The organism is Acidovorax sp. SRI_002 (genome assembly GCF_057586455.1).
Genome location: NZ_JBYCZW010000005.1, coordinates 347,872 through 360,354, shown reverse-complemented (window position 1 = coordinate 360,354; position 12,483 = coordinate 347,872). Strand labels below are relative to the sequence as shown.

Annotated in this window: 15 protein-coding genes; 9 read left to right on the top strand and 6 right to left on the bottom strand. The window is 64.6% G+C overall.

Annotated features, from left to right (window positions below):
* Positions 1-12 precede the first annotated feature (12 nt).
* Together AC2YJX_RS15960 and AC2YJX_RS15955 are read left to right on the top strand one after the other, a co-directional pair.
* On the top strand, positions 13-957 hold the full coding sequence (locus tag AC2YJX_RS15960; RefSeq protein WP_487256608.1) for a M14 family metallopeptidase: 945 nt from the start codon (positions 13-15) through the stop codon (positions 955-957).
* A gap of 144 nt (positions 958-1,101) precedes the next feature.
* A complete protein-coding gene (locus tag AC2YJX_RS15955; protein WP_487256607.1) occupies positions 1,102-2,208 on the top strand; it encodes a hypothetical protein in 1,107 nt (368 codons plus the stop codon).
* A gap of 93 nt (positions 2,209-2,301) precedes the next feature.
* Here the strand turns inward: AC2YJX_RS15955 and AC2YJX_RS15950 are convergent, their stop codons facing one another.
* From AC2YJX_RS15950 to AC2YJX_RS15935, 4 genes are all read right to left on the bottom strand, one after another.
* A complete protein-coding gene (locus tag AC2YJX_RS15950) occupies positions 2,302-2,619 on the bottom strand; it encodes a hypothetical protein (protein ID WP_228894418.1) in 318 nt (105 codons plus the stop codon).
* 237 nt (positions 2,620-2,856) lie between these two features.
* Positions 2,857-3,093 (bottom strand): hypothetical protein, encoded by a 237-nt coding sequence (locus tag AC2YJX_RS15945; protein ID WP_487256606.1) that lies wholly within the window; start codon positions 3,091-3,093, stop codon positions 2,857-2,859.
* Positions 3,093-3,512 (bottom strand): hypothetical protein, encoded by a 420-nt coding sequence (locus AC2YJX_RS15940; protein WP_055393579.1) that lies wholly within the window; start codon positions 3,510-3,512, stop codon positions 3,093-3,095. Before AC2YJX_RS15940 ends, AC2YJX_RS15945 begins: the two co-directional genes overlap by 1 nt.
* Positions 3,513-3,814: 302 nt before the next feature.
* Complete coding sequence (locus AC2YJX_RS15935) at positions 3,815-5,638, bottom strand: glutamine--tRNA ligase/YqeY domain fusion protein (RefSeq protein WP_207402244.1); 1,824 nt, start codon at positions 5,636-5,638, stop codon at positions 3,815-3,817.
* Between the two features lie 172 nt (positions 5,639-5,810).
* Between AC2YJX_RS15935 and AC2YJX_RS15930 the strand changes: the two genes are divergently transcribed.
* The 6 genes from AC2YJX_RS15930 (at position 5,811) to AC2YJX_RS15905 (ending at position 10,074) form a co-directional block, all read left to right on the top strand.
* Positions 5,811-6,164 (top strand): hypothetical protein, encoded by a 354-nt coding sequence (locus tag AC2YJX_RS15930; RefSeq protein ID WP_055393575.1) that lies wholly within the window; start codon positions 5,811-5,813, stop codon positions 6,162-6,164.
* A 234-nt stretch (positions 6,165-6,398) separates the two neighbouring features.
* Positions 6,399-6,875: a type II 3-dehydroquinate dehydratase gene (aroQ, locus tag AC2YJX_RS15925; RefSeq protein ID WP_487256605.1), complete on the top strand. Its 477-nt coding sequence runs from the start codon at positions 6,399-6,401 to the stop codon at positions 6,873-6,875.
* Positions 6,876-6,912: 37 nt separating this feature from the next.
* A complete protein-coding gene (gene arfB, locus AC2YJX_RS15920; protein ID WP_487256604.1) occupies positions 6,913-7,329 on the top strand; it encodes an alternative ribosome rescue aminoacyl-tRNA hydrolase ArfB in 417 nt (138 codons plus the stop codon).
* 145 nt (positions 7,330-7,474) lie between these two features.
* A complete protein-coding gene (locus AC2YJX_RS15915; protein WP_487256603.1) occupies positions 7,475-8,317 on the top strand; it encodes a DODA-type extradiol aromatic ring-opening family dioxygenase in 843 nt (280 codons plus the stop codon).
* A 38-nt stretch (positions 8,318-8,355) separates the two neighbouring features.
* Positions 8,356-9,027 carry an alpha/beta hydrolase gene (locus tag AC2YJX_RS15910; protein ID WP_055393569.1) on the top strand — a complete coding sequence of 224 codons (672 nt, stop codon included), beginning with the start codon at positions 8,356-8,358 and terminating at the stop codon, positions 9,025-9,027.
* 150 nt (positions 9,028-9,177) lie between these two features.
* Positions 9,178-10,074, top strand: a complete 897-nt coding sequence (locus AC2YJX_RS15905; RefSeq protein ID WP_487256602.1) for a DUF3014 domain-containing protein — start codon at positions 9,178-9,180, stop codon at positions 10,072-10,074.
* A 27-nt stretch (positions 10,075-10,101) separates the two neighbouring features.
* Here AC2YJX_RS15905 and AC2YJX_RS15900 read toward each other — a convergent pair whose 3' ends face one another.
* Complete coding sequence (locus AC2YJX_RS15900) at positions 10,102-10,569, bottom strand: Lrp/AsnC family transcriptional regulator (protein WP_008903283.1); 468 nt, start codon at positions 10,567-10,569, stop codon at positions 10,102-10,104.
* Between the two features lie 127 nt (positions 10,570-10,696).
* On the opposite strand from AC2YJX_RS15900, the gene AC2YJX_RS15895 reads away from it, so the two are divergent.
* Positions 10,697-11,968, top strand: coding sequence for a methionine gamma-lyase (locus AC2YJX_RS15895; RefSeq protein WP_487256601.1), 1,272 nt, complete (start codon positions 10,697-10,699; stop codon positions 11,966-11,968).
* On the opposite strand, the gene AC2YJX_RS15890 is transcribed toward AC2YJX_RS15895, so the two are convergent.
* Entirely contained in the window at positions 11,916-12,389 is a 474-nt protein-coding gene (locus AC2YJX_RS15890; RefSeq protein WP_487256600.1) for an Lrp/AsnC family transcriptional regulator, read from the bottom strand. The two genes, AC2YJX_RS15895 and AC2YJX_RS15890, sit on opposite strands and share 53 nt — an antisense overlap.
* Positions 12,390-12,483: the final 94 nt, after the last annotated feature.

Here is a 12,483-nt window from a genome sequence, read left to right as displayed (position 1 = left end):
ACCCACGCACCCATGCCAGAAACCCACACCTATCCCATCGGCACGCCCGGCCAGCCCTGGGGCGCCGCAGAGCGCGACCAGTGGCGCGCGCGCCAGGTGCGCCAGCGCAGCTACGCCGACGACGTGCTCACCGCCATCGAGGCACTGCGGGGCCGGTTTGATGTGGAGCTGTATGGCGATGTTGTCTATGCCGATGCTCAGCACCCGGCCGAGCGCTTTCCGCTGCGCGCCATCCGCAGCCGCAACTGGCAACCCGGCCTGCCCAGCGTGCTCGTCACCGGCGGGGTGCACGGCTACGAAACCAGCGGCGTGCACGGCGCGCTGCGTTTTGTAGATACCCAGGCCGAACGCTTTGCGGGCCGCGCCAACCTGCTGGTGGTGCCCTGCGTCAGCCCCTGGGCGTATGAGCGGTTTCAGCGCTGGAACTTTGACGCCATCGACCCCAACCGCTCGTTCAAAGAAGGCTCCTCCGCGCAGGAATCCATCGCCCTCATGCGGCTGGTGGCGCAGCACCAAGGCCAATATGGTCAGTTCACTGCCCACATCGATCTGCACGAAACCACCGACACCGACGAATCCGAATACCGCCCCGCCGTGGCCGCGCGCGACGGCAAGGTGTTCGAGCCCGGCAGCATCCCCGACGGCTTTTACCTGGTGGACGACACCGAGAACCCGCAGCCCGTCTTCCAGCAAGCCATCATCGAGGCCGTGGGCCGCGTCACGCACATCGCGCCGTCCGATGAAAAGAACGAAATCATCGGCTCGCCCGTGACCGAGCCCGGCGTGATCCGCTACGAATTCAAGGCCTGGGGCCTGTGCGCCAGCGTGACCGGGGCGCGCTACACCACGACCACCGAGGTCTACCCCGACAGCCCGCGCGCCACACCCGAGCAGTGCATCGCGGCGCAGGTGGCGGCGGTGTGCGCGGCGGTGGAGTTTGTGTGTGGGGCGCAGTAAACCACCTTTTTTTGAGGGCCAAATTGGCCGCTACCGCCTGATAGATAAGCACTGATAGCTATAAAAATAGAAGCAATAGGGCGCTGAGGCGCTTAAGCACCAAAGCCCAAGCCCACCCACCACCCGCATTGAACAGAGACGCCCATGGACTGGCCCCAGATGCTGGACACCTTCGCCCGCATGCCCGCCGCCGAGCAGCAGGCCTGGTGGCGCATGGCCGCCGGGCTGCTGGCCGTGGTGGTAGCGCTGCTGTGGCTGGAGAGCCGCTACTTCAAGCCCAGCCGCCGCGTGGGCAGTTGGCTGGCGGTGCGCCTGGTGTCGGTGCTGGCCGCGCTGCTGGCAGTGGCGACGGTGCTGCTGCCCGCACGCGCCGTGGGCGGGCCCGCTGCGCTGGGCGTGTTTGTGCTGTCGCTCTACACCCTGGGGCCGGTGGTGTGGTTTGGCGGCCATGTGCTGGCCGGGCGCTGGGTGCGGCCCGCACTCTCGCGCGCTGAAAGCCTGGTGCTGGGCCTTACCGGCCTGGCCATTGCCGCCGTGCCCATCTACGCCAGCCTGCTCGCGCAAAGCGCCCTGCAAACCGCAGCACGCGACGTGGCCCAGCGCCGGGAGCTGCCCGCCAGCAACCCCCCGCTGGCCCACACCGTGCAGCCCGTGCAGCGCTACCACCTGCCCGGCGTGGGGCTCATCTACACCCAGTCACTGCTGGGCACCCCCGACAACCGCCTGCTGCGCGTGGAGCAGCGCCACGGCGGCGGCCAATGGCCCACGCACCCCCACCCCGTGGCCCACCCCAGCTACTGCACCCACGGCAACGACGTGCACCTGATGTGGTCCGCCCAGGAACCCCCACCCTACCTGCGCCTGCACTGGGCCCAAAGCAACGGCGCACCCACCAAGGCCGAATTCACGCCCCAGCTGGTGTTTGACCCCGCCACCCCCGTGCCCGACTTCCCCCTCACCCTGCGCCCCGACGGCGCCGACCCCGCCGCCCCCATCGCGCGCGAAAGGGCATACCTGGTGCTGGTGAAAGAGGGGCAGGCGGCGCAGCCGCAGCAAGCGCCGCAGACCTACACCCAGATGCTGGGCAGCCCGCCCGAAGCAGGCGAGGTGCGCACGACCGATTGCGTGATGGCGGGCTTCCAGCTCAGCCCCACCGTGGCCAAGCAAGGCTGGCAGGTGCAGGCCATGGGGCTGGTGTTTCAGCTGCCCACAGGCGGGCAGCCGTTGCGGGCGGTGGTGGAGCGGAAATAGAGGCGAAATGGGCCGTTTCCGCCTGATGGTATTGCCTTTTCTGCTATCAAATTGAAAGCAAAAAAGGGTTTGATGCATGAGTGCGAGTGCTTCTTACGGATTGCTTCCCAACGCGCCCAGCAACCGCGCACTCACCTCGGCCGCATCCAGCGTGGCGAATGCCATGTTGTGCTGTTCCGTCAGCGGCCCATGGCCCGGCTCCATGCGGCCCGCAGCGTCGTAGCCCATGGCCTTGAACTTCCACACCCCGCCGACCAGCTTGAGCGAGCCCACATGCGCGCCATCGGCGGTGTGGACTGCCACTGCGGCGGCGTTGATGGGCAGCAACTGCAAGGGGCCTGCCAGCGGGCCGGGCGGTATGTGGGCAAAGGTGGGGGTGAATGTGAGCGGCAGGGGTGAGGAAGGGAGCATGGCGGTGTCTCTATCGCAAATGGCGTGGCGCTTGCGGCGCGGTAGCTCGATCTCTGCCCGGTGTGTCGCGTGTTGTGGGTGCTTTGCCGACCGATCGCAGGTTTCGCTCTGCACCCCGTGGGAGACTATGGGCGGTTTGCATGGATCATGCAATTGGTCTCTAGCACTTATCTGTCTCTGGCGGCCAGGTGCAGCCGGTGGCTACTGGCCGGTGCCGGTCCCTAGGCTGGGCCACCATCAATCCTTGAGGCTCACCCCCAGGTTGTCCAGCATTTTTGCATACGAGTCCCTGCGTTTTACGGCCTTTGCAGCCGTTTCCGTGGCGGCTTGGACTGCCTTGGGCCCCTTGTTCGCCGCAGCTTTGATCAATCCGAGCTTGTGAGCGGCATCTGCCTGCGCCCGCTGGAAAGTGGCGATGAGTTCAGCATGGGCAACGGATGAGTTCACAGGGACTTTCCTTTCAATCAGCGTCATCACCCTTGAAGGGTGACGTTGGTGCGAAGTAAGGCGGTTCTCAATTCGCGAGTCGCAGGTTTTGAAATATCCACCTTTTGAACAGCCACGTCGAACGGTGAGCCCGGCCTGATGCTGGTTGGCAGTATCTTTTTTGCTGGATTCTTGGCGGGGTACGTGCCCTGACCCGGACACATGCGAACGGAAAACCCGAATTCTTCGAGTGCACCTTTTGCATACAACTCTGCCAGTTGTTGAAACGTCACGAAGGTTGAACGTTTAACGTCTTTGAATCCTGGCTGGCTGATGTCGCGAACGATCTCAAATTTACCGAGTGAATCTCGCTGTGTATCGGTAAACGGATGCAGTAAGAAGGTCTGACGAACGCCATTCTTTTTGGACACCAGGGTGTGCTCGACGGTGATATCGGTTAGCAGCATGTTGTTTTCCTCGCTTTTCAGGCTGCAGCTTGCACAGCAGCATCATTCGCCATTCCGCCCAAAGTCGCAGACTGTGTTTTCACACCAAGCTACTGGGTAGCTGATGTCCTACCCCTTGAGATGCGAAGTGTTCGACGCAGAAAATTCTCATCTGAAGGCGGGGACTTTGACTAAACGGCAGCAAATGACAGATCTATATTGCACTGTGACAGGCCGTTTCGCATCGAAAGCTGTCATCAGTCCAAAAGAAAACGGCCAGCAAATATGGAAATTTGCTGGCCTTCTTTCCAATCAGGAGGTAATCACTTCCCCCACGAATCCTTCAACCCCACCGCCAAGTTAAACACCGGCTTGCCCGCCGCATGGTCCACCCGATCCGCCACAAAGTACCCATGCCGCTCAAACTGGAACTTGTCGTCCGGCTTGGCATTGGCCAGTGACGGCTCCACGATGGCGGTCACCACCTTCAGGCTGTTCGGGTTCAGGCTTTCAATGAAGTCCTTGCCGCCCGCGTCGGGGTGGGCGTCCAGGAACAGGCGGTCGTACATGCGCACTTCGGCATTCACGCCGTCGGCCACGCCCACCCAGGTGATGGCGGCTTTCACCTTCACGCTGTCGGCGCCGGGGGTGCCGCTCTTGGTGTCGGGCACCACGGTGGCCAGCACTTCGGTAATGACTCCGTTCGCATCCTTGGTGCAGCCGGTGCATTCGATGACGTAGCCGCCCTTCAGGCGCACCTTGTTGCCGGGGAAGAGGCGCTTGTAGCCCTTGGGCGGCACTTCTTCAAAGTCTTCGCGTTCGATCCAGACTTCCTTGCCGATGGTGAAGTGGCGCACGGGGCTTTCCACGCCCTCGGGTGGGTGGGGCAGTGCGGGCAGGCTGCAGGGCTCCAGGTGGCCTGCGCCCATCACGTCGTCCCAGTTGGTTAGCACCAGCTTGACGGGGTTGAGCACGGCCATGCCACGGTGGGCTTTCAGCTCCAGGTCTTCGCGCAGGCAGCCTTCCAGGGTGCTGTAGTCGATCCAGCTGTCGGACTTGGTCACGCCGATGCGTTCGGCAAAAGTCTGGATGGAGGCGGGCGTGTAGCCGCGGCGGCGAAGGCCCACGATGGTGGGCATGCGGGGGTCGTCCCAGCCGCTGACCTTGTGGTCGTACACCAGCTGGGCGAGCTTGCGTTTGCTGGTGATGACGTAGGTGAGGTTCAGGCGCGCAAATTCGTACTGGCGGGGGGGCGGGCTGGCCAGCAGGCCGCCTTCGGTCAGCCGCTCCAGCAGCCAGTCGTAGAAGGGGCGCTGGTCTTCAAACTCCAGCGTGCACAGGCTGTGGGTGATTTGCTCCAGCGCGTCCTCGATGGGGTGCGCGTAGGTGTACATGGGGTAGATGCACCAGGTGTCGCCCGTGTTGTGGTGGGTGGCGCGGCGGATGCGGTAGATGGCCGGGTCGCGCATGTTGATGTTAGGGCTGGCCATGTCGATCTTGGCGCGCAGCACCATGGAGCCATCTTCGTGCTGGCCGTCACGCATTTCGCGGAACTTGGCCAGGTTTTCGGCCGGGGTGCGGCTGCGGAAGGGGCTGTCCACGCCGGGCTTGCTGAAGTCGCCCCGGTTGATGCGGATCTGCTCCACCGTCTGTTCGTCCACGTAGGCGTGGCCGGCTTCGATCAGGTACTCGGCGGCGCGGTACATGAAGTCGAAGTAGTCGCTGGCCTGGTAGGGGGCTGCGTCGGGTGCGCCGTTCCAGTCAAAGCCCAGCCATTTCACCGCGTCGATGATGCTGTTGACGTATTCGGTGTCTTCTTTTTCGGGGTTGGTGTCGTCAAAGCGCAGGTGGCAGATGCCGCCGTAGTCGCGCGCCAGGCCAAAGTTGATGCAGATGCTCTTGGCATGGCCCACGTGCAGGTAGCCGTTGGGCTCGGGCGGGAAGCGGGTGCGGATCTTGGCGGGGTCGGGCTCGCCCTGGGCGTGGTGGGCGGCGTCGCCGGGGGTGCCTGCCCAGCGGCGGGTTGTGTAGGTGCCTTTTTCCAGGTCATGCTCGATGATCTGGCGCAAAAAGTTGCTGGGCTTGACGGTTTCAGGGGCCGCAGAAGTGGCAGTGGCGGCGGTATTGGCGGGGGAGGGGGTGCTCATACAGCCATTTTAGGCGCCGGTTTCGTGATGGTTTACGCATAGAAACAGGCGCGTATACGTCCAGACACAACGTAAAGACGATTTTGTGCCATCCTTTTGCCTACTTGGTGCGTTATGTACCGGTGAGGTGAGTCCATTTGGCTGGCTGCCCTCGCTCAAACAGGAGATTTCCATGACGAAAACCCGTTCTATCTATGCCATGGCCGCTTCGGCTGGCGTGGCGCTGGCATTGCTGGCCGGCACGGGCGCAGCCCAGGCCCGCGACGTAAATTGGTCGGTTGGCATTGGCGTGCCTGGCGTGGTGGTGGGGGCCAGCAATGGCTACTACGCCCCCGCCCCGGTGTATGTGGCGCCGCCCCCGCCCGTTTACTACGCACCCCCTCGGCCCGTGTACTACGCGCCTCCCCCAGCGTATTACGCACCGCCCCCGGTCGTGTACTACGGTGATCGCGGCTACCGCCACCATCGGCACCACCGCCACCACGGATATGGCCATGGGTATGGCCACGGCCGCTGGGATCGTTGATCCTGGTCTGATCCGCTGGCAGCCTGACCGAGTTGCCGCGTTGTGTAACCAACCTCTTGGGCGCCAGTCGCTCACAGGCAGCGTCTTTGCACAGGCTGCCTTTTACAGCGGCCCTTCGGGGCCGCTTTTCTTTTGACGCGGGAATTTTGGCGCGCGCACGGTGCGCGCGGGGCGCCGCATAATCGCGCACTCTGGCCTGCCAGCGTGGCAGGCGCAACGCCCCCGGAGTGCCGCATGTCTGTGAAGAAAAAAACCGTTTTTGTCCTGAATGGCCCCAACCTGAACCTGCTGGGCACGCGCGAGCCCGCTGTGTATGGCGCGGCCACGCTGGCCGATGTCGAAAAGCTGTGCGCCGACGCGTGCGAGCGCCATGGTTTTGCGATGCGCTTTCACCAAAGCAACCACGAAGGCGCACTGGTGGACTGGATTCACGAGGCAGGCCGCCTGCACGCAGCGGGCGAGCTGGCAGGCGTGGTGATCAACGCCGGGGCCTACACCCACACCAGCATCGCGTTGCACGATGCCACCAAGGGTACCGGCATCACGCTGATTGAGCTGCATATCAGCAATGTGCATGCGCGCGAGGCGTTCCGCCACCATTCGTACATGGCGGCAGCCGCCAAGGCTGTGATGTGCGGCTTTGGCGTGCTGGGCTATGGCCTGGCGATTGACGGCCTGGCCCAGTTGCTGGCCCAGCAGCCTGCGGCCTGACGCCAGGCGGTAAGGGGACCCATAGATCCGGAGATATATGGCCCCCCCATTGCCCCTGCAGGTGTCTGAGGACGAGGTGGAGATCACCGCCATGCGCGCCCAGGGCGCGGGTGGGCAGAACGTCAACAAGGTATCAAGCGCCGTCCACCTGCGTTTTGACGTGGCAGCATCGTCGCTGCCCGAGGACGTGAAAGAGCGCCTGCTGGCCCTGCGCGACACGCGCATCACGCAAGAGGGTGTGGTGGTCATCAAGGCCCAGCAGTACCGCAGCCAGGAGCAAAACCGCACCGATGCGCTCGCGCGGCTGAACGCGCTGATCAACACTGTGGCCGTGCCGCCCCGGGTGCGCCGCGCCACCAAACCCACCTTCGGGTCGAAACAGCGGCGGCTGGAGGGCAAGACCCAGCGCAGCGAGACCAAGGCACTGCGGGGCAGGGTGCGAGACGGGTCTTGAACCGGGGCTCCCTGTGTGGTGGGTATCTCCACGGCCACCGTCGATGGCGCATTGGCATCATCTGTAGAACAATCTGTCCGGCCAGCAGGGCTTGGTATCAGGTGCTATCAGTCCTACATTCATTGCATTCACGGATGGAATTGCCATGACTGCCTTTGCCCAAGCCCCCCTCACTGCTCCCGCTGTGGTTCCCGCCTTGTTCGTATCGCACGGCGCGCCGCTGTTTGCGATCGATGCTGGCACCACCGGCCCCGCGCTCACGCAGTGGGGTGAAAACCTCAAGGCGCAGTACCCTGGCCTGCGGGGCGTGGTCATCATGTCGCCGCACTGGATGGCGCGTTCTGCCCAGGTCATGACCGGCCCGCAGCCCGCCACGTGGCACGACTTTGGCGGTTTCCCGCCCGCGCTGTACCAGCTGCAATACCCCGCCTCAGGCTCGCCTGCGCTGGCGCAAGAGGTGCTGGGCCTGCTGCAGGCCGCCGGTGTGGCCGCACAGGGCGATGCCGCGCGCCCCTTTGACCATGGCGCCTGGGTGCCGCTGATGCATTTGTTCCCGCAGGCCGACGTGCCCGTGGTGCAGGTGGCTCTGCCCGTGGGCGCAGGCCCGGCCGATGTGTATGCACTGGGTGCCGCGCTGCGCAGCCTGCGCAGCCAGGGCGTGCTGGTGGTGGGGTCCGGCAGCATGACGCACAACCTGGCCGAATTCTTTGGCGGCGAGCGTGCGCCCGCGCCCTACGTGCTGGAGTTCAGCCGCTGGATCGAGGACGCGCTGGCCCGTGGCGACACGGCCGCGCTGCTCAACTACCGTACCCAGGCCCCCCATGCCAGCCGCGCCCACCCGACCGAAGACCATTTCTTGCCCATCTTCTTCGCGCTGGGCGCGGCGGGCGACGATCTGCACGCAAACTACTTGAGCCGCGAGGTGATGTACAGCATGCTGTCGATGGATGCTTTTGCCCTGGAGCCTGTTGCAGGACGTGAGGGTTAAGTAAGTTTTTTAGCTAAAAATGCCGCTGGCGCTTGTCTATGCTCAATCTACCGCTCACATTTTTGCAGCGCCCCGCTGCTTCCACCACCCCCCGCCCCTGGCTGCTGGTGCTGATGCACGGCGTGGGCAGCAACGAGCAGGACCTGTTCAGCCTGGCGCCGCAGATCCCGGATCGGTTCCACGTGCTCAGCCTGCGCGCACCGTTTCGCATGGGGCCGGGCGCGCACGCGTGGTTTGATTTTTCCATCGAGCCCGGTGGCGAGCGCACCATCAACGAAGAGCAGGAAGCGCAAAGCCGAGCCCTGGTAGCCCAGGCGGTCGAGTCTGCCGCCGAGCAACTGGGCATTCCGCCCGAGCGCGTGGTGGTGGGCGGCTTCAGCCAGGGCGGCATCATGGCGCTGTCGCTGCTGCTGACCCGGCCCGCGCTGATGCAGGCCGCGCTGGTGTGGCACAGCCGGCTGCTGCAGCAGGTGGTGCCTTTGAGTGCGCCCGCCGACGCGCTGCGGGGCAAACGGCTGTGGCTGAGCCACGGCACGCACGACAACGTGATCCCGCTGGCCCACGCGCAGGCCATTGCGCACCACATGGCGCCGCTGCCGGTGACGGTGACGTACCACGAGTTCCCCAGCGCGCACGAGATCCGACCTTCTGAGCTGGCGGCCACGGTGGCGTGGCTGGAGTCATTGTCGACAACGCCAACGGCGTTTTAGTCGCGGGCTTCCGGGGCGCGGTCTACATCGCGTTACCGGCGCCTCTTCCAGCAGGTTTCCAATCCAGCAGATCCCCAGGGGGGATTGATAGGGAACGCCCTGCGCCGCAGCCGCTCGGACAAGGGTTGTTCCCGTCTTGAAGGAGATCCGATGCCTGAAAACGAAACCGCCGAGTTCCGCCCCGCGCCACCGCGCGCATCCTCCACACCGTGGATCATTGCCGCCGTGCTGGCCTGTGCGGTCGGCGCCGGAGCCGCCTGGTGGTTCTGGCTGCGCCCGGTGGAGGCCCCGGTGGCGCCGCCCCCTGTGGCCAGCGCACCCGAAGCGCCCGTGGCCCCACCGCCTATGCCCGAGGCATCGGGTCCCCAGAACCCTGTGGATGCGCTGGCCCCGGCAGACACCGCCTTGCCTGCATTGGCTGAATCCGACAAGCGAGTGGCGGAGTTGCTGGCCGAATTGCTGGGTAGCGACAAGGTCGCGTCGTTCTTGTTGACCGAAGGTTTTGTCCGCCGCGTGGTGGCCACGGTAGACAACCTGGGCCGCGCCCAGGCCCCGTCGCGCATGTGGCCGGTACAGCCCATGCCGCAGCGCTTTACGGTGGACGGCGAGGGCGATGCCCCCACCACGATTGCCGCCACCAATGCCGCCCGCTACAGCGCCTTTTTGACTTTTGCCGAAGCCGTGCCCCTGGAGCCCGCCGTGGCCTTGTATGCGCGGATGTACCCGCTGTTCCAGCAGGCGTATGAAGAGCTGGGCTACCCCAAGCGCTACTTCAACGACCGCCTGGTGGCCGTGCTGGACCACTTGCTGCTGGCCCCCGAACCCAAAAGCCCGCTGCGCGTGAAGCTCACGCCCGTCAACACCGATGTGCCCAACCTGCGCCCGTGGGTGCGCTATGAGTTTGTGGACCCGGCACTCGAATCGCTCACCAGCGGGCAAAAAATTCTGGTGCGGATGGGGCCAGCGAACCAGGCGCGCGCGAAAGCGCTGCTCCGTGATCTGCGCAAGCGCGTGGCAACCAGCGAGTTGCAGCTCCCCCAGCGGTGAAGGATGTGAGGAGCTGCTGCGCGGTGGCTACAGCGGCAGTGCCATGGTGCGCTTGACCTCCTTGAGCGAGAAGCTCGTGGAAATCTCACGCACGCCGGGCAGGCTGCGCACATGGGTGCGCACATAGTCGGCAAACGATGCGAGGTCGGCCGCCACCACCTCCAGCTGGTAGTCGTAGCGGCCCGAAAGGTTGTGGCACGACAACACCTGGGGCATCGCCATGACCTCGCGCTCCAGGGCCGATGTGGTGTCAGCCGTGTGGTCGTGCAGCGCCAGCTGCACAAAGCCCAGTACGCCCCAGCCCACACGCTGGCGGTGCAGATGGGCGTGGTAGCCCGCAATCACGCCCGCATCCTCCAGCGCGCGCACGCGCCTCCAGCACGGGGAGGTGGATAGCGAAACCGCTTCGGCCAGATCGCCCACGGTGGCGCGACCATCGCGTTGCAGGGCGTTGAGGATCGTGCGGTCCACGGGGTCGAGTGGATGAGGGTGCATGGCAGTGTGTCCTGCTAAATGGGTAATTTGAGGCAAATTTTGCCTTCTTTGATCATATGAAGGGCAAATAAGGCGAAAACTTACCCGTTGATGGGTTGAAGAATCTCTCTATTCCAAGGAGACCACCATGACCCGCACATCCGCCACCGGCTTCAGTACCCGCGCCATCCACCACGGCTACAACCCGGCCGACCACCAGGGCGCGCTGGTGCCGCCCATCCACACCTCGGCCACCTATGCCTTCCCCGATGTGGCCTATGGCGCGCGCTGCTTTGCAGGCGAGGAGCCCGGCTACTTCTACACCCGCATCGCCAACCCCACGCTGGCGCTGCTGGAGGGGCGCCTGGCCAGCCTGGAGCAGGGCGCAGGCGCCGTGGTGTTCGGCTCGGGCATGGGGGCCATCACGGCCACGCTGTGGTCCATGCTGGAGCCGGGCGATGAAATCCTGGCCGACCTTACGCTGTATGGCTGCACCTTCTCGTTTTTGCACCACGGGCTGGGCCGCTTTGGCGTGAGCGTGCGCCATGTGGACATGACCGACCCGGCCCACGTGGCCGCCGCGCTGCGCCAGAAGACCCGCGTGGTCTACCTGGAAACCCCGGCCAACCCCAACATGCGGCTGGTGGACATTGCCGCCGTTTCGGCCCTGGCCCACGCCCAGGGCGCCAAGGTGGTGGTGGACAACACCTACTGCACGCCTTACCTGCAGCAGCCCCTGCTGTTGGGTGCCGATGTGAGCGTGCATTCCATGACGAAGTACCTCGGTGGCCATGGTGACCTGACCGCAGGCGCGGCCGTGTTTGCCGATGCAGAACTGGCCCAGCGCGTGCGCCTGTATGGTCTTAAAGACATGACCGGCGCGGTGATGTCGGCGCAGGACGCGCACCTTGTGATGCGTGGCCTCAAGACGCTGGCGCTGCGCATGGACCGCCACTGCCAGAGCGCTCAGAAAGTGGCCGAGTTCATCGCCGCCCACCCGGCTGCGGCGGCCGTGCACTACCCCGGCTTGCCCAGCTTTGCCCAGCACGCGCTGGCAAAGCAGCAGATGCGCCAGATGGGCGGGATGATCGCTTTTGAGCTGCGTGGTGGCCTGCAGGCGGGCGTGCGCTTCATGGACGCGTTGCAGCTCGTCACCCGCGCCGTGAGCCTGGGCGATGCCGAGACGCTGGCCCAGCACCCGGCCAGCATGACGCATTCCACCTACACGGCCGAGCAGCGTGCCGCCCACGGCATTGCCGAAGGGCTGGTGCGCCTGTCGGTCGGCCTGGAGGACCTGGATGACCTGCTGGCCGATATTGGCCAGGCACTGGACCTGGTGCAGGCGCTGGATTTCAAGGCCGAGCCCACTACGGGGAAGACTGCGGCAGCGGCAGCGCCGTCTTGTAACGCACCTGCTTGAGCGCGAAGCTGGAGCGGATCTTCTCCAGCCCTGGAATGGGGGAAAGCTGTTCGACGATGAAGCGCTCCAGCGCCGCAATGTCGGGCAGTGCCACGCGGATGAGGTAGTCCGAGTCGCCGCTCATCAGGTAGCACTCCATCACCTCATCGTGCTCGGCAATGCGCTGTTCAAAGTCGGCCAGCGCTTCCTTGCTCTGGCTTTTCAGGCTGATGCTGATGAACACGTTCAGTCCCAGCCCCAATGCCGCGGCGTTGGCCAGCGCTACATAACGGGCGATGACACCGTCGGTCTCCAGTGCCTTCACGCGTGCCAGGCAGGGAGACGGCGAGAGATGCACGCGCCGGGCCAGCTCCACGTTGGAGAGCGAGCCATCGGCCTGCAGTTCGGCCAGTATGCGCAGATCGGTGGTGTCAAGCTTCATGTGCTGCAATATTGGTTTTTGGTGGAATATTGTGCTGCTATTGATGGCCAATTTTCGCGATTCGGCATCACATTTTTTGCAAATCCTTCTAGAG

Coding starts and splice junctions, on each gene's coding strand:
- AC2YJX_RS15960 (WP_487256608.1), top strand. CDS start 13: ATGCCAGAAACCCACACCTATCCCATCGGCACGCCCGGCCAGCCCTGG.
- AC2YJX_RS15955 (WP_487256607.1), top strand. CDS start 1,102: ATGGACTGGCCCCAGATGCTGGACACCTTCGCCCGCATGCCCGCCGCC.
- AC2YJX_RS15950 (WP_228894418.1), bottom strand. CDS start 2,619: ATGCTCCCTTCCTCACCCCTGCCGCTCACATTCACCCCCACCTTTGCC.
- AC2YJX_RS15945 (WP_487256606.1), bottom strand. CDS start 3,093: ATGACGCTGATTGAAAGGAAAGTCCCTGTGAACTCATCCGTTGCCCAT.
- AC2YJX_RS15940 (WP_055393579.1), bottom strand. CDS start 3,512: ATGCTGCTAACCGATATCACCGTCGAGCACACCCTGGTGTCCAAAAAG.
- AC2YJX_RS15935 (WP_207402244.1), bottom strand. CDS start 5,638: ATGAGCACCCCCTCCCCCGCCAATACCGCCGCCACTGCCACTTCTGCG.
- AC2YJX_RS15930 (WP_055393575.1), top strand. CDS start 5,811: ATGACGAAAACCCGTTCTATCTATGCCATGGCCGCTTCGGCTGGCGTG.
- aroQ (WP_487256605.1), top strand. CDS start 6,399: ATGTCTGTGAAGAAAAAAACCGTTTTTGTCCTGAATGGCCCCAACCTG.
- arfB (WP_487256604.1), top strand. CDS start 6,913: ATGGCCCCCCCATTGCCCCTGCAGGTGTCTGAGGACGAGGTGGAGATC.
- AC2YJX_RS15915 (WP_487256603.1), top strand. CDS start 7,475: ATGACTGCCTTTGCCCAAGCCCCCCTCACTGCTCCCGCTGTGGTTCCC.
- AC2YJX_RS15910 (WP_055393569.1), top strand. CDS start 8,356: ATGCTCAATCTACCGCTCACATTTTTGCAGCGCCCCGCTGCTTCCACC.
- AC2YJX_RS15905 (WP_487256602.1), top strand. CDS start 9,178: ATGCCTGAAAACGAAACCGCCGAGTTCCGCCCCGCGCCACCGCGCGCA.
- AC2YJX_RS15900 (WP_008903283.1), bottom strand. CDS start 10,569: ATGCACCCTCATCCACTCGACCCCGTGGACCGCACGATCCTCAACGCC.
- AC2YJX_RS15895 (WP_487256601.1), top strand. CDS start 10,697: ATGACCCGCACATCCGCCACCGGCTTCAGTACCCGCGCCATCCACCAC.
- AC2YJX_RS15890 (WP_487256600.1), bottom strand. CDS start 12,389: ATGAAGCTTGACACCACCGATCTGCGCATACTGGCCGAACTGCAGGCC.